The following is an 18,878-nucleotide window of genomic DNA, read 5'->3' as shown; positions in this document are numbered from 1 at the left end:
AAAGATCTTGAGAGTTCGCGGAACCGTTCGGCATGCCTGCGGCGTGTACGCATTGCGATGCGTGAGTACATTGCGTCGCAAGTGGACAGTCTGAAGCAGACGCCGAAATGGGGGAGAGCGAATGCGATCTCGACGGATGCTGGCCGGCCTACTCGCCGCCGCCGTCGTAACATCGTTGGTGGCCGGGGAACCCGGCGTGGCGGGCCCGAAGCCCGCCGCGCCCGAGGGGACCGGGTTGCACCAGGCTCAGTCAGTCGGGCGCACGGTCACGCTGGTGACCGGCGACCGGGTGACCACGCACGGAGACGGAAGGATCAGCCTGACCCCGCGCAAGGGGGTCCAGTACCTGCGCTACACCCGCGCCGGGCACCGCTACGTCATCCCGACCGACGCGCTGCCGCTGCTGCGCGCCGACCGGGTCGACCTGCGCCTGTTCGACATCACGGGGCTGCTCGCGGCCGGTTACGACCGCCGTGACTCGCTGCCGCTGCTGGTGTCCGGGGTCGGCAGCACCACCGCCGCACCCGCCGGGCTGACCGTGACGCGCCGGCTGCCGGTGCTGCGCGGATACGCCGCCAAGGCCCCGCGCGCCAAGCTCGGGTCGTACTGGAAGAACCTGAAGTCGGCCGGCGGCGGCGACGCCCGCGCGGCCAACCCGGGCAAGGTGTGGCTGGACGGGGTGCGCAAGCCCAGCCTCGACGTGAGCGTGCCGCAGATCGGCGCGCCCGCGGCCTGGGCCGCCGGCTACGACGGCACCGGCGTGAAGGTGGCGGTGCTCGACACCGGCATCGACGCCACCCACCCGGACCTGTCCGGGAAGGTGGCCGCCGAGCAGAACTTCGCCGGGGAGTACGAGGACGGCCTGGACCACGTCGGCCACGGCACCCACGTCGCCTCGACCATCGCGGGCTCCGGCGCGGCGTCCAGCGGTAAGTACAAGGGCGTGGCGCCCGGGGCGACCCTGCTCGACGGCAAGGTCTGCTTCGAGGGCGGCTGCGCCGAGTCGTGGATCCTCGACGGCATGCAGTGGGCCGCCGACAACGGCGCCGACGTCGTCAACATGAGCCTCGGCGGCACGGACGGCCCCGAGATCGACCCGATCGAGCAGGCCGTCAACGACCTGACCGCCTCGTCGAACATCCTGTTCGTCATCGCCGCGGGCAACGACGGCGGCGACGAGACGGTCGGCTCGCCCGCCAGCGCCGACGCGGCGCTCGCGGTCGGCGCGGTCTACAAGAACGAGGACCTGGCCGAGTTCTCCAGCCGCGGCCCGCGCGTCGGCGACGCCGCGCTCAAGCCGGAGATCACCGGGCCGGGTGTCGACATCACCGCCGCCAACAGCAAGGACGGCTTCCTGGGCGAGCCCGGCCAGCCGTACACGACGCTGTCGGGCACCTCGATGGCGACCCCGCACGTGGCCGGTTCGGCCGCGATCCTCACCCAGCTGCACCCCGACTGGTCGGCGGCGCAGCGCAAGGCCACGCTGATCGGGTCGGCGGCGCCGAACCCGGCCATCGAGGGCCCGTTCGCGCAGGGCGCGGGCCGGGTCGACGTGGCCCGCGCGATCACCCAGCAGATCACCGCCGAACCGGCCGTGGTCAGCCTGGGCCGCCAGGCCTGGCCGCACGGCGACGACCCGGTCGACGTGCGCACCGTCACCTACCGCAACGGCGGCGCGGCCGACGTCACGCTGGCCCTGGCGCTGGACACCGCCGCCCCGGCGGGGTATTTCGCGCTCAGCGCGAGCACGCTGACCGTGCCCGCGGGCGGCACCGCCTCGGTGCAGCTCACGTCCGACGTGCGGTCGGGCACCGCGACCGGCTACTTCGGCGGCCGGATCACGGCCACCGCGGGCGCGGCCAAGGTGACCACCCCGTTCGCGGTGGACCGCGAGGAGGAGAAGTTCACGCTGAACCTGCCGCACCTGGGCCTCGACGGCCAGCCCGCGGCGGACTACTTCACCGTGCTGTTCAACCAGGGCACCGGCAAGGAGCAGCTGCTGTTCCCGGGTATGGGCACCGAGGTGCGCGTCCCGGCGGGCACGTACCTGCTGTTCACCTGGATCCCGACCGAGACGGGGGTCACCCAGCTGGTGTACCCGCGCCTGGTGGTCTCCGGCTCGGCCACCGTCACCCTGGACGCGCGCAACTCCGGCACGTTCGACGTGACGGTGCCGGACCCGGCCGCCACCGCGGTGGCGGCCGACATCAACGTGCAGTTCCCGATGGGCGACGGCGGCCAGGGCGGCGTCGGCGCGTCGGTGGGCGGCTACGACGGGCTGCGTTCCGGCCCGCTGGACAGCGCGCCCCTGCCGGGCATGCTGTCGTGGACCACGGGCACGTTCGCCCGCGTGGCCGCCGACGGTGACGCGTCGCGCACCCCGGTGGTGTACAACGGGGCCTGGTGGCAGACCGACCAGCTCATGGCCGGCCTGACCAAGCACCTGTCCGCCGCGGACTTCGCCAAGGTCCGCGCCGAGCACTACGCCCACGTGCCGGGCGCGTACGGCTACAAGGGCGCGTTCGCGTGGATCCCCGGCGCCTTCAGCGCATCGGCACTGTCGATCGGCAGCGAGCTGCCCTACACGCGCACCGAGTACTACGCCGGTGACGTGGCCTGGGAGCCGATGTTCGACGAGGTGGTGCAGAGCGACGAGTCGTACACGTTCGTGCAGTCGCTGAACGGCGGCCGCAAGACGTACCAGGCCGGGCGGACCTACCAGGAGCGGTGGAACGAGGCCGTGTTCGGGCCGAAGTTCTCCTCGGGCGAGGAGAGCGCCGACGTGGCCCGGTTCGAGGACGAGATGCTGATCGGCCAGGGCTTCTTCGGCGACGCGGCGGGTCACACCGGCTTCGGCGAGTTCACCGGCGGCCACATCGCGGTCTACCGCGACGGCGTGCTGGTGGGCGAGGCCGACACGCCCTGGGCGTTCTTCGAGGACATCCCGGCCGCACCCGGCCGGTTCCGGGTCGAGTCGAGCATCGAGCGCGGCGCCCCGGCGGTGCTCTCGGTGCGGGAGAAGACGGTCTGGACCTTCCGCTCGGGCCACGCCGACGACCTCACCCGCCTGCCGGTCACGGCGCTGGGCTTCGCCCCGGCGCTCAGCGACCGCAACACGGCGAAGGCGGGCAGCCTCGGCGTCATCCCGGTGACGGTGTCGCAGCAGTACGACTCCGGCGCGGGCAGCCTGCGCAAGCTCACCGTGCAGGTGTCGTATGACGACGGGAAGCACTGGGTCAAGGCCAAGGTGCTGCACATCTTCGGCTGCTGGGTGGTGACCGTGGCGCACCCGAACAAGGCGGGCTTCGTGTCGCTGAAGGCCAGCGGCGAGGACAGCAGGGGCAACACGGTGGAGCAGACCATCATCCGGGCGTACCGCCTGGTGAAGTGACCACCTGAACGAGACGGCGGGGGTGGCCTTCGGGCCGCCCCCGCCGCCGTTTCCGGCCATGCCGGCCGGTGCTACCTCACGGACTGGTGCAGGTCAGCGTCGGCGCGTTGTTCACGCCGGTATGGCTGCCCAGGAACCCGAACGTGGTGCTGCCGCCGCCGGGGATCGCGGCGTTGTAGCTCACGTTCTTGAACGTGGCCACCGCCCCCGACTGCGTGTACGTGCTGTTCCAGCTCTGCGACACGATCTGCCCGTTCGGGAACGTCGCCTTCACGGTCCAGCCGTTGAGCTGCGTGGTGCGCGGATTGCTCACCGTCACCTCCGCCTGGAACCCGTTGCCCCAGCTGTTGGTGACCGCGTACGTCGCGGTGCACGCCCCGGTCGGCGCGGGCGTGCTCGGCGCGGGGCTGCTCGGCACCGGCGACGGCGAGGTCGACCGCGACGGCGACGGCGAGGGCGAGGCCGACCGCGACGGCGACGCCGACGGCGAGGTGCCCGACGACGCCGACGGCCCCGGAGACTGGCTCGGCAGCGGGTTGTTGATGCCGGTCACCTGGCCGGTGCCGCCGTCGAAGACCACGTCCGAGCAGCCGTAGAAGGTCTCGTTGCTGTCCGAGCGCTGCCACACCGAGTAGATGACGTGGCGGCCGGTCTTGTTGGCGGGCAGGTTCCCGGTCCAGTAGTAGTAGCCGTTCGGCGCCGGGCCCGACATCGGCGGGTGGTCGACGCTGAGGAACGGCTGCTCCTCCATCTGCGCCCAGGTCAGCGCCTGGTTCGGGTCGTACCCGTCCTTGGTGATGTAGAGGTAGAACCAGCCCGGGTGGGCGGCCCAGTTGCTGTAGCGCCAGCTGTGGCTGGCCCCGGAGGTGAGGTGGGTCAGCGGCCAGTCGCTGCGCGGGGCGTCGAACCCGGCGTACTTGGTGAATCCGCCGCTGCACAGCGCGCCGTCCGGGATGAAGCCGCGGGTGCGGCCCGCCCCGTCGGAGCGCAGCACCCCGAACCAGTCGTAGAACGGCTGGGTGCCGCCCACGGTCGCCGCGTTCTGGCAGGCGGGGTTGGTCGGCTTGATCTCGCCGGTGCTGGCGAGGCCGTCCACATAGCACAGGTAGGTGCGGCTGCCCGGGGTCAGCAGCGCCCCGTGCGCGGCCGCGGGGCCGGGATTGATCAGCATGGTCGCCAGGCCGGCGGTCAATGCCGCGGTAGCCGCGAGCGCGGCCACCTTGAATCTGTTCACGTGCTGTCCTTTCCAGCACGGAGACGCACCGCACGACGGCGGGACGGGCCGTGCTGCGACTGCGGAGTCATCCCTGCCCGGCACCCGCTGCGCGGGTTGCGGGCAGAGCGGGGGATGCGTCGCGTCGAACACGGCTCACGCGCGTGCCGCGGCGCGCCCACGGGTGCCCTCGCGGCGCCACGGCATCGACATTTCACCATGTATGAGCCGGTCAGGCAATGGTTGCGCAGTGCCATCAGCTTTGCGACCATGTGCCGGTGTCGATGACCGCCGTGCGCCGCAACGCCTGGTGGGTGCTGCCGGAGCTGCTGGCGCTCGCCGCGGTGGCGTGGCTGTATCCGCTGCTGGTGCCGCCGCCCGATCTGGGCACGCTGCTGGCCCAGCGCGTGGTCCAGGTGCTGGAGCAGTCCTCCCCGGCCGAGCACCACCAGCACGGCCACCAGGTCAACGCCGACGACAAGGTGCTGTGCACCGCCGAGACCATGGGCTACGAGCCCGCCGACGCCCGCGACGTCGCCGACGTCCGCGTGGTGTACGCCTACTACCTCTGCGCCGCCGGGGCCGTCGGCCAGCCGTGGGACTTCGCCTCCCGCATCTCCGGACCCGTCGCCGTCGACCTGAGCGACCCGCCGGTGGTGCGCATCGCGCAGGCGGGGCTGGGCTACGAGGACCGGGTCCGCGCCCTGCTGCCCGACCAGTACGAGGCCCGCGCCTTCGACGGCTTCGTGAACCGCGACCTGCCGCTGCGGGTGCGCCAGCGCTACACCGACGAGGTCGCCGGAGCCTGAGGTCGCTAGGGTGATCACCATGCGATTCGGGTTGTTCGGCACGGGCCACTGGGCCCGGGTGACGCAGGGGGCGGCGCTGACCGCCCATCCCGGGACCGAGCTGGTCGGGGTGTGGGGCCGCGATCCGGCCAAGGCGGCGGCGCTGGCCGCCGACCTCGGGGTGCGGCCGTACGCCGACGCCGACGCGCTCATCGCCGACTGCGAGGCCGTCGCCGTGGCCCTGCCGCCGGACGTGCAGGCGCCGCTGGCCGTGCGCGCCGCCCGCGCCGGGCGCCACCTGTTGCTGGACAAGCCGGTGTCGCTGACCGTCGCCGACGCCGACGCGGTGGTGCAGGCGGCCGCCGACAGCGGCGTGGCCAGCGTCGTCTTCTTCACCGCCCGGTTCGACCCCGAGGTGACGCGGGCCCTGGAGACCGCTGCGGCGGCGGGCGGCTGGAGCTCGGCCCGCGTCGTCATGTACGGCTCGATCTTCGCCCAGGGCGGCCCGTACTCCGGTTCGCTGTGGCGGCGCGAGCACGGCGGCCTGTGGGACCTGGGGCCGCACGCGCTGTCGCGGCTGCTGCCGGTGCTCGGCCCGGTCGCCGAGGTGTCGGCGCTGCGCGGCGCGCACGCCACCAGCCACGTGCTGGCCCGCCACGACAGCGGCGCGGTCAGCGTCATGCAGCTGACCCTCGACGCCCCGCCCGCCGCGCAGCCGTTCGGCTACCAGCTGCTGGGCGAGGCGGGCGTGGTGGATCTGCCCGGCGGTTCCGGCGATCCGGTGGTCAACTTCGGCCGGGCGGTCGACGAACTGCTGGCCCAGGTGCGCTCCGGGCACCCCGGGCACCCGTGCGACGTGCGGTTCGGCCGCGACGTCGTGGCGGTGCTGGCCGCGGCTCAGCTGTCCGAACAGGAGGGTCGCACGGTCGCGGTGCGCTGACGGCGGGTCGCGCAACGATCATGCAACTGTTGTCGGTGGGGGCGTTGACACCACCGCCGATCATGCCGCACCGTGCGGGACGTGACCGAACATGATTTCCTGATGCGCGCCGGAGATCTGCTGGCCGGGCGCTACCGGCTGATCGACCGGATCGGGGCCGGTGGGATGTCGGTCATCTGGCGGGCCAAGGACGAGACGCTCGACCGGCTGGTGGCGCTGAAGGTGCTCGACCCGGTCCTGGCCGGCGACGAGCGGCTGCGGGAGCTCGCCCGCCGGGAGGCGTGGGCGGTGGCCCGGCTGAACCACCCGGACGTGGCGGGCGTGCACGACTTCGTCCGCGACAGCACCGCCGACGGCGAGGAGATCGCCGTCATCGTGCTCCAGCTGGTCGCGGGCGAGCCGCTGGCCGACCGGATCGCGCTGGGACCGCTGCCGTGGCGGGAGGCGCTGCGCATCGCCGGGCGGGTCGCCACGGTGCTGGAGGTCGCGCACCGGCGCGGGGTGGTGCACCGCGACATCACCCCCGACAACGTCATGCTGCACGGCGAGCAGGTCACCGTGCTCGACTTCGGCATCGCGGCCCGGGTCGGCGAGCCTGACGACGACAGCACCGGCGCCAGCTTCGGCACCCCCTCGTACGTCGCCCCGGAGCGCCTGGACGGCACCCCCGCCCAGCCCGCCACCGACGTGTACGCCCTGGGCGTGGTGCTGTACGAGATGCTGACCGGCCATCCGCCGTTCCGGGTCGCGGGGTGGGACGACGTCGCCGCCGACCACGGCCCGATCGTGCTGCCGCAGGTGCCGGGGCTGCCCCGCTCGGTCATCCGCCTGGTCGTCGAATGTCTCCAGCGCACCCCCGCCGGGCGCCCGTCGGCGGCCGAGGCGGCCCGGGTGCTGCGCTCGGCGCTGGCCGTCCCCGGACGCCGGCGGCTGCTCCCGGTGGCGCTGACCGCCGGTGCGCTGGGCGCGCTGGGGCTGCTGGTGTGGCTGCTGCCGCTGGACGACACCGAGCGGCCCGCCGGGTCGGGTGCCTCGCCCTCGGCCTCGGCCTCGCCCAGCACCGTCCCACCCGCCGCGTCGGCGTCGCCGGTGCCGAGCCCGTCGGTGTCGCCGTCCGTGCCGGCCAACTGGCCCACCGGCTATCCCACGAAGTCGCCGCCGCCGCCCCCGTCCCCGCTGCCGTCCTCGGCGGTGCTGACGGTTGTGCAGGCCCGCGACGCGGCCCTGTACACCCTGGAGCTGGCCGAGTCGCAGACGCAGGTGCGCTCGGACGTCAAGACCGACATCGCCAACGTGATCCGCAACATCGCCCAGAACAAGCCGACAGGCGACCTGCTACGCCAGCAGCTGGCGAACCTCAACGACAAGATCGACCTGCGGCAGGACGAGGGCAGCCTCGCCCCGGCGGCCGCGCAGCGGCTGCGCGGCGACGTGGCGGCGCTCGGCCGGGCGCTGGGGGCCTGACACACATTGGGGGCCGGGCGACCACTGGTCGCCCGGCCCCGTCACCCGCCGGCGTGGACTCGGTGGTCGCCCACCGGCGGGGAAACTTTCACAGGCCGTTGGCGCTGATGACGCCGCTGTACCACCCGGCGCTGTCCTTCAGGATCCGGCGCTGCGTGGCGTAGTCGACGTAGACCAGGCCCCACCGCTGGTCGTAGCCTTCCGCCCACTCGAAGTTGTCCATCAGCGACCACACGTGGTAGCTCTCCAGGTTGACCCCGTCGGTGATGGCGCGGTGCGCCTCGGCGAAGTGGTCGCGCAGGAAGGCGATGCGGCCGTTGTCGCGCACCCGGCCGTCGTGGCTCAGGGTGTCCGGCGTGGGCAGCCCGTTCTCGGTGATGGTCAGGGCGACGTCGCCGTAGTCCTTCTTGATGCGCATCAGGATGTCGTACATGCCCTCGGGATAGATCTGCTGCCAGAACGCCTCGGTCGTCGGGTAGCGGGTGACCGTGTCACCGTCGGCGGTGACGTACAGGGGCGTGTAGTACTGGACCGCGAGCAGCTCGATCGGCGAGTTGATGACCTGCAGGTCGCCGTCGAGGACGTACTTCTGCATCGGCGAGTACGACGCCAGGTCGTCCAGCACGTCCTGCGGGTAGCTGCCCTTGAGGATCGGGTCGAGGTAGAGGCGGTTCTCGTACCCGTCGTGCAGCACGGTGCGGGCCTGGGCCTGCGGGCTGTCGTCGGCCGGGTAGCAGGGGTGCAGGTTGAGCGCGGGTCCGATCCGGCCGGCGGCCCCCAGGTGCGGGCGCATCGCCTGCACGGCCAGGCCGTGGGCGAGCAGCTGGTGGTGGGCCACGACGTACGCGGCGGCGGGGTCCTGCTTGCCGGGGGCGTGCGTGCCGGACAGGTAGCCGTTCTGCACGATCGTCTTGGGCTCGTTGAGGGTGAGCCAGTTGGGCACGACGTCGCCGAGGGCCTGGGCCACGGTGGCGGCGTACTCGGCGAAGCGGTAGGCCGTGTCGCGGTTCTCCCAGCCGCCGAGGTCCTGCAGCTCCTGCGGGGTGTCCCAGTGGTAGAGCGTGACCATCGGCGTGACGCCGCGGTTGCGCAGGCCGTCGGCCAGGCGCTTGTAGAAGTCGAGGCCCTTGCGGTTCACCGGTCCGGCGCCGGTCGGGATGACCCGCGGCCAGGACACCGAGAAGCGGTACGACTTGAGGCCGAGTTCCCGGATCAGGTCCAGGTCGTCGGCCCAGCGGTGGTAGTGGTCGGCGGCGACGTCTCCGGTCTCGCCGTTGCGCACCCTGCCGGGGATCCTGCAGAAGGTGTCCCATACGGACTGCCCGCGTCCGTCGGCGTGAGCCGCGCCTTCGATCTGGTACGCCGAGGTCGCGGCCCCCCAGATGAATCCGTCGGGGAACCGCAGGGCCGGCGCCGCGGCGGGGGCGGGATCCGAAGTGGTCCCGTCCACGCCGGCGTTCTGAGCGCCGGTGGCGACCGTCGTGGTCGCGGCGCCGCTTGGGTCGGCGCTGGGGGTGCCTGGCATGTGGTGCTCCTCAAATACTGGGAAAGGGCTGATCATGAGTGGGAACGCTCCCATGATCGGGTACAGTTGTCCCTATCCCGGTGACGGGTGGAGATGTGGTGTTCGGACTTTCGCAAAGGTGGCGCAAGTCTGGTGCTGATGGGCGTCAAGGCGGACAATGCATCCCGATGGTATGGGAGCGGGGAAGGGCAGTCCCCGCCCCCATCGGGTGCTCACGCCCTGTGCCTGCCGGGCGGCAGGTCACGAGACAGCGTGACGCGCGGGAGCCGTTGGCACGCGACGTAGTCGCGAGCTTCACCTCCTCTCCGGCACCCGGAGGGAGGTCGGTCGCCGGTCGTAGGGAGATCGGCGACCGACCGCCTCGGGGAGCGGCCGGCGATGGCGTCCGGGCGGGCCATCGACGGGCTAATTCTTACATTGATGAACATCCGTGGAAGCGTTCCCATGGACGTTTGTTGAGACGATAGCGAGTTCTGAACCGGAGGGGAAGACCCTTCACCGACCCAGAATCTGTAGGCAACCACCTGGAAATCCTTGCCTGATAACCGATGTGCCCGCTACCTGCGGAAGCGCTCCCACGGGTAGAGATCAATGTGTCCGGCAGGTTTCCACATTGACACGAAACCCGGGCTTGCCCGGTTCAGTAGCCGCCTGGCCGGACCCTGTTCGTGCAGCTCTGTCCGGTATGGTGGCTCGCGTGATCTTGACTGAGGAAACGCGGCCGCTGGCCGTGATCAGCGGCGGCGGCACCGGGATCGGCGCGGCCACGGCGCACGCCCTGGCCCGGCGCGGATACGACCTGGTCCTGCTCGGCCGCCTTGCGCTCCTTCGGCGGCTACCGGCGACCGGCGAGGATGTTCTGTGCATCCAACATGCTGAGCTTGCCAGCGCGGTCGTTGAGCCTGCGCTAGACATAGTTAATTAGGACCAGGATTAGCAGGGCTCCGCCAGCGGCGAGCAACATGATCAAGACGGAGTGGAGCGACTTCAGCGATCCGGGGTCCACTTCGAGGAGCGTGCATACGTTCGATGATCTCTTCCCGTGAGGAGGCCCATCGTTGACGAGCGTGTAAACGCAAAACGCCCCGCCCTCCGGCGCGAACCGGGAGGCGGGGCGTGTCGTCAGAACGGGGGCTCTTGGTCCCATGGGTCGACGATCTTCGGCGGATTCGGGTCGCTGTCGAGGGCGTCGTTCCAGAGCCGTTTTACGTAGTCATAGCACGACGCCGAGTCCATCTCGTCTGGCCAGCGGTCGCTATGCACCTTGAAACCAGCGAGGTCACACAGGCCGTAGAGGATCGCCTCAACCGTCGTCCACCGCGAGGGCACCGAAGTGCCCTGTAGCACCCGCCGAATGGTTTCCCGGCTTGCGGTTCCGACTAGATCATATTTCCTGATCGCGTCGTCGATCTCGCGCAGCGTTGGCCGCCCGGCGGTCCGAAAGTAGAAAAACATCTCCTCGACGAACTCGCGCCGGGGTCCGTTCGGCAGCTCGCTCAGCGGCGGCATGCGGATTGGCCCAGGCACAGGGGGTGCGTCCTCTCGACTCAACCAGTGACGACACGCTGAGTCTATGCTTGGCAACTCACGACAACCAGAGGCTCAATGTGCCACGTGGTTACTGCGGTATGACAGCCGTTGACGGCGCCTGGCGGCGGCTGACGAGATTGATCAACCACTCTGAGCAGGCCTGACACTTGACATGAGACGCCGCTACCGCCTCAGGGCGAGCGGGAGCTTGATCTAGTGGAGGGCACCCCTGTGCGCGTTGTGAATGACCTGGACGCGTCCGACTGGCACGACCTACTGAACCGCGCGCACCGCGCCGAGCGCGACAGCGGCGCCCTGGCGGACGCCGTTCTTCGGGATCACGACGACAGTCACGCTGGTTGCGCGCGGTGGTGTGCGTCGCCCGCCTGCCGTCTTGCGGCCGATCTGCGTCGCTAATCAGGCGACCGTCAGGGCGGCTACGGCGGCCCTCGCATCGCTGAGGTAGGCGTCCGGAAGCGCCCCCGCCGGCCACGCCTCGCCCTGGGCAACGTCGGTCCAATACGCCACGACCGTCGGCGCCTCGGCGCGGTACCACTCGGCCAGCGCCGCGCACTCCTCGGCGCTCTCGGCCCTGCCACGAACGACCATGTAGAGCTGCTGCCGGGCGGACCGTTCGAGTAGGAACGTGCCGCCGAGGTCGTAGGCGCGGCGAAGGGCGCGTTCGTTGAGGGTGTAATGGCGAGGGATGACACGCTGAGCATGCGCGAAATGCTCGGGGCGATGCCTACTCCAAGGTGAGGGTCGACCGTTTCTTCAGCCGCCGCAGTGCCGTGCTCAGCGGCGGGACGTACACCGACGGCACCCGCCGGGCGCTGCTCGCGGTGCTTGCCGAGCAGGCTCAGCTAGCGGGCTGGGCTGCATTCGATGCGGGATGGATGGGCCGCTCCGCCCACCTTTACCAGACGAGTCGCCACGCGGCGGTTGAGGCGGGCGATCAAGCACTTGTCGCCAACGCGCTCGCGCTCGATGCGTATCAGCGGGCCTTCAGCGGGCGAGTGGATGTTGAGCTTGCCCGCGCATCGTGCCAGGCGTTGACCGCCTACGTCCCAGCGAAGGTCCGAGCGCTGGTCTTTGACCGGGCTGCGTGGTCCTACGCCGTTGCTGGGCTCGTTGCGGAGGCTGAGGCAGCTCTTGGCGAAGCGGCCCGAGCGCTCGATGGCCAGGGAGCCCCCGCCGATCCAGACTGGGCAGCGTGGGTCGACGCCCAAGAGATCGACATCATGACCGGCCGATGCTGGTCGGCGCTTGGCCGGCCGTTGCGGGCGGTGCCGCCGCTGACCGGCGCGCTTGCGGACTTCCCGGACGCTTACGCGCGTGACAAGGCGCTCTATCTGCTCGCGCTCGCCGAGGCGTACCTACACGGGCGCGAAGTTGAGCTTGCCGCCAGCACGATCACCAGGGCTCACAGTCTGACCGCGGGTGTTGCTTCGACGCGACCGAAGGCGCGGATAGCGGCGACGCTCGCGCTCTCCGCGCCTTTCGAAGCGACTCGTGCCATGCGCGAACTACGGGACGGCCTCGCGGTCAGCCCGCGTTGACGGCGCTGTGCGCCCAGGTGGCGCAGGCGGCTGAGGCAGCGACGATCTCGACGGCGGTCACCTGCGGGTTCTGCCACGGGTGGTTCGCCAGGATGAACGCCTCAAGCTCGGCGTAGCGGTCCTTGGTCGTGATGAGCGCGGTTTTCCACTCCTCACCCGTGCCGTACTCGCCCAGGTGCCAGAACACGGACGTCACAGGGCCAATGATCTGTGCGGAGGCAGCGAGGCGAAGGCGGACAGCCTCGCCCGCGAGGGTAACGGCAGCGTCGCGGTGCTCGGTCGCGGTGGACACCTGAATAAGGCCAGTCATGGCAGCGAGCCTACGAGGAAGTACCCCCATCGGGCGTGGCGAGGGCACCTCGGGCGGACACAGGCGGCGGTCAGGCGGACACCGCCCGCAGCGCCGCCCGATGCCGCCGGACCGTCCGGTCACAGACGCCAAGGGCGGCGGCGATGGCGGCGACTCGGGCGGCAGTCGTGGCGGCGGGGGCGGACGTCCGGGCGGACACCGCCATGTCCGGCGTTGCTATAACCAGCGTCGGGGCGGACCGCTGCCCGGACATTGTCCGCGTGCGGGCGGGCGTGTCGGCGGCGGTGGCGCACACCGGGGCGGACATGGCGGCGGCGAGGCGTTGAACCGCCCGGAGCCGCCGGACAGACGCCCGGTCCCAGTGGTCTACGGACTTGCCGCCGCATTGCCCGTTGGTGAAGGCGACACCAGCGCAGTAGTTCGCCACCGCGAGGCGTGCGGCCATCTCGCCGATGGCAGCGGTCATCGGGTGGGCGGTCATCGGTCTCCTCCAAGGCGCTCGGCACGGCAGGGGCCACAGTTGTGGGCAGGCTGTCCGGCGTGCCTCGGGGCACTGTCCGGCACGAGGCGCGGGGAGAGCAGCGCCCACCGGAGCGGCGGCCCGGAGGGAGCGCCCCGCGCGGGGGATGGTTCTTGATGGTTAAGGGCGGTTCCCCGGACGTAGGCGTCCGGTCGCTCGGTCGCCTACGTCCGGTCGCTCAGACGTACACGTCCGCCCGGTCACGTACCGGGGGGACATAGGCGTCCGCCCGGTTATCCACAGGCTCAGGCGCTTCCGTCGCACGCCCGGACTGCGGCTCGGCGTGCGGGTCAAGGGCACCGGGAACGGGGCGGCGACGCTCCATCGCGAGATCCCACACGACGGGGCGACGGTCGGCGGGCAGAAACGCGGTGTGCCGCTGGTCGCCGCACCGAATAAGGCCAAGCCGGGAGAGATCGTCGAGGTCTCGACGGTCGCCGCGGGGCGGGCGGGGCTGAATGCAGTTTCGGGGAAACTGCGCGAATCCGGGCTCGGATTCCTGCAGTTTCCCCGAAAGTGTCGTTCGGCGTGGGCGGGTCAGCCCTTGACGGAGCCTGCGAGCAGGCCTCGGACGAAGTAGCGCTGGAGGGACAGGAAGACGATCAGCGGTACGACGATCGAGACGAACGCGCCCGCGGTGAGCCGCTGCCACTCGTTGCCCCGGGTGCCCGCCATCTCGGCCAGCCGGACGGTCAGCGGGGCGTTCTTCGGGCCGCCCGCGAAGATCAGCGCGACCAGCAGGTCGTTCCATACCCACAGGAACTGGAAGATCGCGAACGAAGCCAGCGCGGGCACGATCAGCGGCAGCACCACGGACCGGAAGATCTTCGCGTGGCTGGCGCCGTCGACCTTCGCCGCCTCGACCAGCTCGCCGGGCAGCTCGGCCATGAAGTTGTGCAGCAGGAAGATGCCCAGCGGCAGCGCGAAGCAGGTGTGGGCGAACCAGACCGTGACGAACTTGGCCTCGTTCTCCAGGTCCCACGCGGGCAGCAGCTGGAAGCCGTCGATCGCCACGCCCTTGGTGAAGAACTGCAGCAGCGGGATGAGCGCCATCTGGAGCGGCACGATCTGGAGCGCGAAGATGCCGATGTAGACCCAGTCGCGGCCCCGGAAACGCGTCCAGGCCAGCGCGTACGCGGCCAGCGAGGCGAACGCGAGCGGGAACAGCACCGACGGGATCGTGATCACCAGCGAGTTGATGAAGTAGCCCGCCAGCCGCCCGGAGGACGCGGTGGTGCCGAACAGCACCTCCTGGTAGTTGTCCAGGGTGAGCTGGGGGTCGCTGAAGAAGTTCCACCAGCCGTTGCTCTTGATCTGGTCCTCGGGCCGCAGCGACGACACCAGCAGGCCGAACGTCGGCACCGTCCACAGCAGCGCGATGACCAGCGACACGGCGCTGGCGGTGCGGCTGGTCAGCCGCTTGCGCACCCGTCCCGCCGGGGTCGCGGGCACCTCCGACTCGGGCATCGCCGCGATCGTTTCCGTACCGGTGCTCATCGAGAACCCTCCAGCCGCCGCCGGCGCATGACCCGGATCTGGTAGATGACGATCGGTGCGACGAGCACGAACAGCAGCACCGCCAGCGCGGCGCCCTTGCCCTTCTCGTCGAAGCGGAACGAGTAGTTGTACATCTCGTTGGCCACGACGCTGGTGCCGAACTGGCCGCCGGTCATGGTGCGGACGATGTCGAAGACCTTCAGGGTGCCGATCGAGATGGTCACCATGACCACGACCAGCGCGGGCCGGATGCTGGGGATGGTCACCCGCCAGAACATCTGCCACGGCGTGACGCCGTCGATGCGGGCGGCCTCGACGATGTCGGCCGGGATGGCCTTGATCGCCGCCGACAGGATCACCATGGCGAAGCCGGCCTGGATCCAGACCAGCACCGCGATCAGGAACAGCGTGTTCCAGGGACCGTCGAGCAGCCACTGCTGCGGGGTGCCGCCGAGGGCGACGACGACCTGGTTGAGCAGGCCGATCTGGTCCTCGCCTTCCTGGCGGTAGGCGTAGATGAACTTCCAGATGATGCCCGCGCCGACGAACGAGATCGCCATCGGCATGAAGATCAGGGATTTGGCGAACGACTCCAGCCTGGCCCGGTCGACCAGTACGGCGTAGACGAGGCCGATCGCGGTGGAGACGCTCGGCACCAGCAGCACCCACATCACGGTGCTGAGCAGCACGCCGTAGGAGACCGGGTCGGAGCTGAAGTCGGGCAGCATGCCCGAGGTCTTGTCCGTGAACATCCAGACGAAGTTGTCGAAGCCCACGAACTTCGTCGAGTCGGCGTTCATGAACGACAGGATCAGGGTGCGGACCGCCGGGACGATCAGGCCCACGGTCAGCAGGGCGCCCGCCGGGAACAGCAGGCCCAGCGCCACCCAGCGGTCCTTGCGGCTGGGCAGCACATCGAGCACCAGCAGCAGCAGTCCCACCACGGCCGCGAAGGCGACGACACCGTACAGCAGCATCATCAGCTTCGGGCTTTCGGCGGTGAAGTCGAAGTCCACGCGGTCTCCTCGTCGGCCGATCGGGAGGAAGACTACGCCGTGTGGGCCCGGTCGGACCCACACGGCGCAGTCAGATGATCAAGAGATCATGCGGTGCCGGATCACTTCGGCCAGGACGCCTCGATCGCGTCGAGGGTGGTCTTGGTGTCCTTACCGTTGATCCACTCGGTCATGCCCTTCCAGAACGAGCCCGCGCCGACGGCGGCCGGCATCAGGTCCGAGCCGTCGAAGCGGAAGACCGACTTCGGGTCCTGCAGGATGCCGACCGCGACCTTGTCGATCGGGTTCTCGACGTTGTTCACGTCCAGGCCCTTGTTCGCCGAGATCCAGTTCTTCAGCTTCGCGCGGCCGTTGGCCCAGTCCGAGGTGGCCAGGTAGGTCTGCACCGCCTGGACCTCGGGACGGTCGGTGAAGGCCGCGACGAACTCGCCGCCGCCCAGGACCGGCTTGCCCTTGGCCGGGTCGATGGCCGGGAAGTAGAACGCGAACGCGTCGCCGTCGGCCGACACGTTGGTGCCCTTCGGCCACTGGTTGGCGTAGAAGGAGGCCTGGCGGTGCAGCGCGCACTTGCCCTCGATGATGGGCAGGCCGCCCTCCTGGAACGCGGTGGTGGCGATCGACTTCACGCCGCCGTAGCCGCCGTTGACGTACTTCTCGTTCTTCAGGATCGAGCCGACCCGGTCGGTCGCCGACGCGATGCGCGGGTCGTTGAACGGGATCGCGTGCTTGACCCACTGGTCGTACACGTCGGCGCCCTGGTCGCGCAGCAGCACGTCCTCGATCCAGTCGGTGGCCGGCCAGCCGGTCGCGTCACCGGACTCGATGCCGGCGCACCACGGCTTGACGCCGCTGGCGGCGATCTTGTCGCTGAGCGCGATCATCTCGTCCCACGTGGTCGGGACGGTCCAGTTCTTCTCCTTGAAGGTCTTCGGCGAGTACCACACGAAGGACTTCACGTTCGCGCCGAGCGGAGCGCCGTAGAGCGTGCCGTCGACGGTGCCGTACTTGAGCCAGTCGGGGGAGAAGTTCTTCTCCGCCATGGCCTTGGTCTTGTCGCCTGCGGCCTTGAGCTTGCTGCCCTTGGCGAAGAACTCCAGCAGGCCCGGCTGGGGCAGGAAGGCCAGGTCGGGTGCGTTGCCACCCTCGACGCGGACCTTGAGCTGGGCCTCGAACTCGCCCGAGCCCTCGTATTCGATCTTGACGCCGGTGCAGTTCGCGAACGCCTTCCAGGACTCCTCGAGCAGGCCTGCCTCGGCGTCGCGGATGGGGGAGTAGATCGTGACGGTCTTGCCGGCGATGCCGGTGTAGTCCGTGTACGCCGCGCACTCGGGTTTGTCGAGATTGCCGGTGGCGTCTGGCTTGTCCGAGCTGCCGCACGCGGCAGCGGACAGGGCCAGCGCGACCGCGCCCGAGAGGGCGAGCAGACGCCGGTGTCTGGTGGACATGGAGTTTCCTCCTCGATTCGTTGTCGGAGCGCAGCCCGAATGTGCCGGACTACACGCAACGTGACGCAAGATATGCAAACGCTTTCGATCTCACGCTGTCCAGCGCTCACCACAGTAAGGTTCGTAACGATTCGGAAACCAGCTCGCACTTGGTGGCAAGAGTAACTGTGCCACCTGGCCATAGGCTGTTCCGGCGTGGTGGGCTATACTAGTCCTCGGTTTTTGTGTATGTGGTCTGCTCGCGTTGCCCTCCCTGGGAGTCACCCTCCTGTGAGAGCCGCCGGTGCCGCTGCTCAAGTGGCCAGCCCCCGCACGAAGTGTGCGGAGCGGTTCGTTTTGTGCAAGGAAATGGTGAAAATGGCTCAGGGAACCGTCAAGTGGTTCAACGCCGACAAGGGCTTCGGGTTCATCTCGGTCGACGGCGGAGGCTCGGACGTCTTCGTCCACTTCTCCGCGATCCAGTCCTCCGGCTTCCGTAGCCTCGAGGAGAACCAGCGGGTCGAGTTCGACATCGTCCAGGGCGCCAAGGGCCCCCAGGCCGACGCGGTCCGCCCCGTCTGATCTGACACGCCGAGCCCCGCATCCCACCGTGGATGCGGGGCTCGCTGCTTTCCCGGGCCGGCCGGTGGCCTGGCGGTGGCCTGGGCCGTGGCGTGGGCTGTTGGTCGCCATTTGGGGTCGGAAGGTTCCTTCTGACGTGAGCGTTCGACCGAGGCTCGCGATCATCGGACAGCTTTTGCCTGCCGCCGTAGGCGGGTTGGCAGGTGGCCGGGCAGGGGTCTATCCTCAAACCAAGACGTACGTACGGTTTGTAAACCTGGCCCGGCGACGGAGGAACGATCATGTGGAATCCGGACATCTACCTGCGGTTTGCCGACGAGCGGGGGCGGCCGTTCCACGATCTCGTCGCGCGGATCGCCGCGGACGACCCGCGCGAGGTCGTCGACCTCGGGTGCGGGCCGGGCAACCTGACCGAGACCCTCGCGGCCCGCTGGCCCGGGGCGCGCGTGCGGGGCCTCGACTCCTCGGCCGAGATGATCGAGAAGGCGAAGACACAGGGCGGCAGCGTCGCGACACAGGGCGGCAGCGTCGCGACACAGGGCGGCAGCGTCGCGTACGAGGTCGCCGACGTGCGCGACTACGTGCCCGGCCCGGACGTCGACGTGATCACGACCAACGCGGTGCTCCAGTGGGTGCCCGGTCACGAGCAGCTGCTGACCGCCTGGGCGGCCGCCCTGCGCTCCGGCGCGTGGCTGGCGCTCCAGGTGCCCGGCAACCAGGACGCCCCCGCCCACCTGGCCCTGCGCGAGCTGTGCGGCAGCCCTCGCTGGGCCGACCGGCTCGGCGAGCTCGACGACCAGGTCCGCCGCGTCCCCGACGCCACCGGGTATGCCCGGCTGCTGCGCGACGCGGGATGCGACGTCGACGCCTGGGAGACCGAATACCTGCACCAGCTGCCCGTCGGCGGCCCGGAGCACCCCGTGCTGACCTGGCTTTCCGGCACGGCGCTGCGCCCGGTCCGCGCCCTGCTCGACGACGCCGGGTGGGACGAGTTCCGGGCCGGGCTCCAGCCTGCGCTGGAGCGCGCCTACCCGCCGTACGCCGGAATCGTCGACTTCCCCTTCCGCCGCGTCTTCGCCACCGCCCGCAAACGCTGACCCGGTGGTGGGACGCGTAAGG

Annotated in this window: 17 protein-coding genes; 8 read left to right on the top strand and 9 right to left on the bottom strand. The window is 70.2% G+C overall.

All coding sequences use genetic code 11. The features are described from left to right. Positions 1–121: 121 nt before the first annotated feature. Positions 122–3,391, top strand: a complete 3,270-nt coding sequence (locus Cs7R123_RS29565; protein WP_212831260.1) for a S8 family serine peptidase — start codon at positions 122–124, stop codon at positions 3,389–3,391. Between the two features lie 76 nt (positions 3,392–3,467). On the opposite strand, the gene Cs7R123_RS29560 is transcribed toward Cs7R123_RS29565, so the two are convergent. Beyond that, positions 3,468–4,625: a lytic polysaccharide monooxygenase gene (locus tag Cs7R123_RS29560; protein WP_212831258.1), complete on the bottom strand. Its 1,158-nt coding sequence runs from the start codon at positions 4,623–4,625 to the stop codon at positions 3,468–3,470. Between the two features lie 257 nt (positions 4,626–4,882). Between Cs7R123_RS29560 and Cs7R123_RS29555 the strand changes: the two genes are divergently transcribed. From Cs7R123_RS29555 to Cs7R123_RS29545, 3 genes are all read left to right on the top strand, one after another. Continuing rightward, positions 4,883–5,413 (top strand): hypothetical protein, encoded by a 531-nt coding sequence (locus Cs7R123_RS29555; RefSeq protein ID WP_212831256.1) that lies wholly within the window; start codon positions 4,883–4,885, stop codon positions 5,411–5,413. A gap of 19 nt (positions 5,414–5,432) precedes the next feature. Next, entirely contained in the window at positions 5,433–6,332 is a 900-nt protein-coding gene (locus Cs7R123_RS29550; RefSeq protein ID WP_212831254.1) for a Gfo/Idh/MocA family protein, read from the top strand. An 81-nt stretch (positions 6,333–6,413) separates the two neighbouring features. Continuing rightward, positions 6,414–7,796 (top strand): serine/threonine-protein kinase, encoded by a 1,383-nt coding sequence (locus tag Cs7R123_RS29545; RefSeq protein ID WP_212831249.1) that lies wholly within the window; start codon positions 6,414–6,416, stop codon positions 7,794–7,796. A gap of 88 nt (positions 7,797–7,884) precedes the next feature. On the opposite strand, the gene Cs7R123_RS29540 is transcribed toward Cs7R123_RS29545, so the two are convergent. Next, positions 7,885–9,321 (bottom strand): GH1 family beta-glucosidase, encoded by a 1,437-nt coding sequence (locus Cs7R123_RS29540; RefSeq protein WP_212831248.1) that lies wholly within the window; start codon positions 9,319–9,321, stop codon positions 7,885–7,887. 697 nt (positions 9,322–10,018) lie between these two features. Between Cs7R123_RS29540 and Cs7R123_RS29535 the strand changes: the two genes are divergently transcribed. Beyond that, positions 10,019–10,246 carry a hypothetical protein gene (locus Cs7R123_RS29535; RefSeq protein ID WP_212835143.1) on the top strand — a complete coding sequence of 76 codons (228 nt, stop codon included), beginning with the start codon at positions 10,019–10,021 and terminating at the stop codon, positions 10,244–10,246. A 197-nt stretch (positions 10,247–10,443) separates the two neighbouring features. Here Cs7R123_RS29535 and Cs7R123_RS29530 read toward each other — a convergent pair whose 3' ends face one another. Both Cs7R123_RS29530 and Cs7R123_RS29525 read right to left on the bottom strand, forming a co-directional pair. Further along, positions 10,444–10,830, bottom strand: coding sequence for a hypothetical protein (locus tag Cs7R123_RS29530; protein ID WP_212831247.1), 387 nt, complete (start codon positions 10,828–10,830; stop codon positions 10,444–10,446). A gap of 438 nt (positions 10,831–11,268) precedes the next feature. After that, positions 11,269–11,460 carry a hypothetical protein gene (locus Cs7R123_RS29525; protein WP_212831246.1) on the bottom strand — a complete coding sequence of 64 codons (192 nt, stop codon included), beginning with the start codon at positions 11,458–11,460 and terminating at the stop codon, positions 11,269–11,271. A 146-nt stretch (positions 11,461–11,606) separates the two neighbouring features. Between Cs7R123_RS29525 and Cs7R123_RS29520 the strand changes: the two genes are divergently transcribed. Next, a complete protein-coding gene (locus Cs7R123_RS29520) occupies positions 11,607–12,410 on the top strand; it encodes a hypothetical protein (RefSeq protein WP_212831245.1) in 804 nt (267 codons plus the stop codon). On the opposite strand, the gene cutA is transcribed toward Cs7R123_RS29520, so the two are convergent. The 5 genes from cutA to Cs7R123_RS29495 form a co-directional block, all read right to left on the bottom strand. Then, the gene (gene cutA, locus Cs7R123_RS29515) at positions 12,397–12,720 is read right to left on the bottom strand and encodes a divalent-cation tolerance protein CutA (RefSeq protein WP_212831243.1); all 324 of its coding nucleotides are present in this window, start codon (positions 12,718–12,720) and stop codon (positions 12,397–12,399) included. The genes Cs7R123_RS29520 and cutA overlap by 14 nt on opposite strands. A 70-nt stretch (positions 12,721–12,790) precedes the next feature. Further along, positions 12,791–13,201, bottom strand: coding sequence for a hypothetical protein (locus tag Cs7R123_RS29510; RefSeq protein ID WP_212831241.1), 411 nt, complete (start codon positions 13,199–13,201; stop codon positions 12,791–12,793). Positions 13,202–13,777: 576 nt separating this feature from the next. Beyond that, positions 13,778–14,737, bottom strand: coding sequence for a carbohydrate ABC transporter permease (locus Cs7R123_RS29505; RefSeq protein WP_212831239.1), 960 nt, complete (start codon positions 14,735–14,737; stop codon positions 13,778–13,780). Continuing rightward, positions 14,734–15,753 (bottom strand): carbohydrate ABC transporter permease, encoded by a 1,020-nt coding sequence (locus tag Cs7R123_RS29500; RefSeq protein ID WP_212831237.1) that lies wholly within the window; start codon positions 15,751–15,753, stop codon positions 14,734–14,736. Before Cs7R123_RS29500 ends, Cs7R123_RS29505 begins: the two co-directional genes overlap by 4 nt. Before the next feature lie 101 nt (positions 15,754–15,854). Then, a complete protein-coding gene (locus Cs7R123_RS29495; RefSeq protein WP_212831235.1) occupies positions 15,855–17,198 on the bottom strand; it encodes an ABC transporter substrate-binding protein in 1,344 nt (447 codons plus the stop codon). A 357-nt stretch (positions 17,199–17,555) separates the two neighbouring features. Between Cs7R123_RS29495 and Cs7R123_RS29490 the strand changes: the two genes are divergently transcribed. Together Cs7R123_RS29490 and Cs7R123_RS29485 are read left to right on the top strand one after the other, a co-directional pair. Continuing rightward, positions 17,556–17,759, top strand: a complete 204-nt coding sequence (locus Cs7R123_RS29490; RefSeq protein WP_212831233.1) for a cold-shock protein — start codon at positions 17,556–17,558, stop codon at positions 17,757–17,759. A 281-nt stretch (positions 17,760–18,040) separates the two neighbouring features. After that, complete coding sequence (locus Cs7R123_RS29485; protein ID WP_212831231.1) at positions 18,041–18,856, top strand: trans-aconitate 2-methyltransferase; 816 nt, start codon at positions 18,041–18,043, stop codon at positions 18,854–18,856. Positions 18,857–18,878: the final 22 nt, after the last annotated feature.

It is taken from the genome of Catellatospora sp. TT07R-123 (assembly GCF_018327705.1).
Classification (GTDB): Bacteria; Actinomycetota; Actinomycetes; order Mycobacteriales; family Micromonosporaceae; genus Catellatospora.
This window is presented reverse-complemented; position numbering and strand designations above follow the sequence as displayed.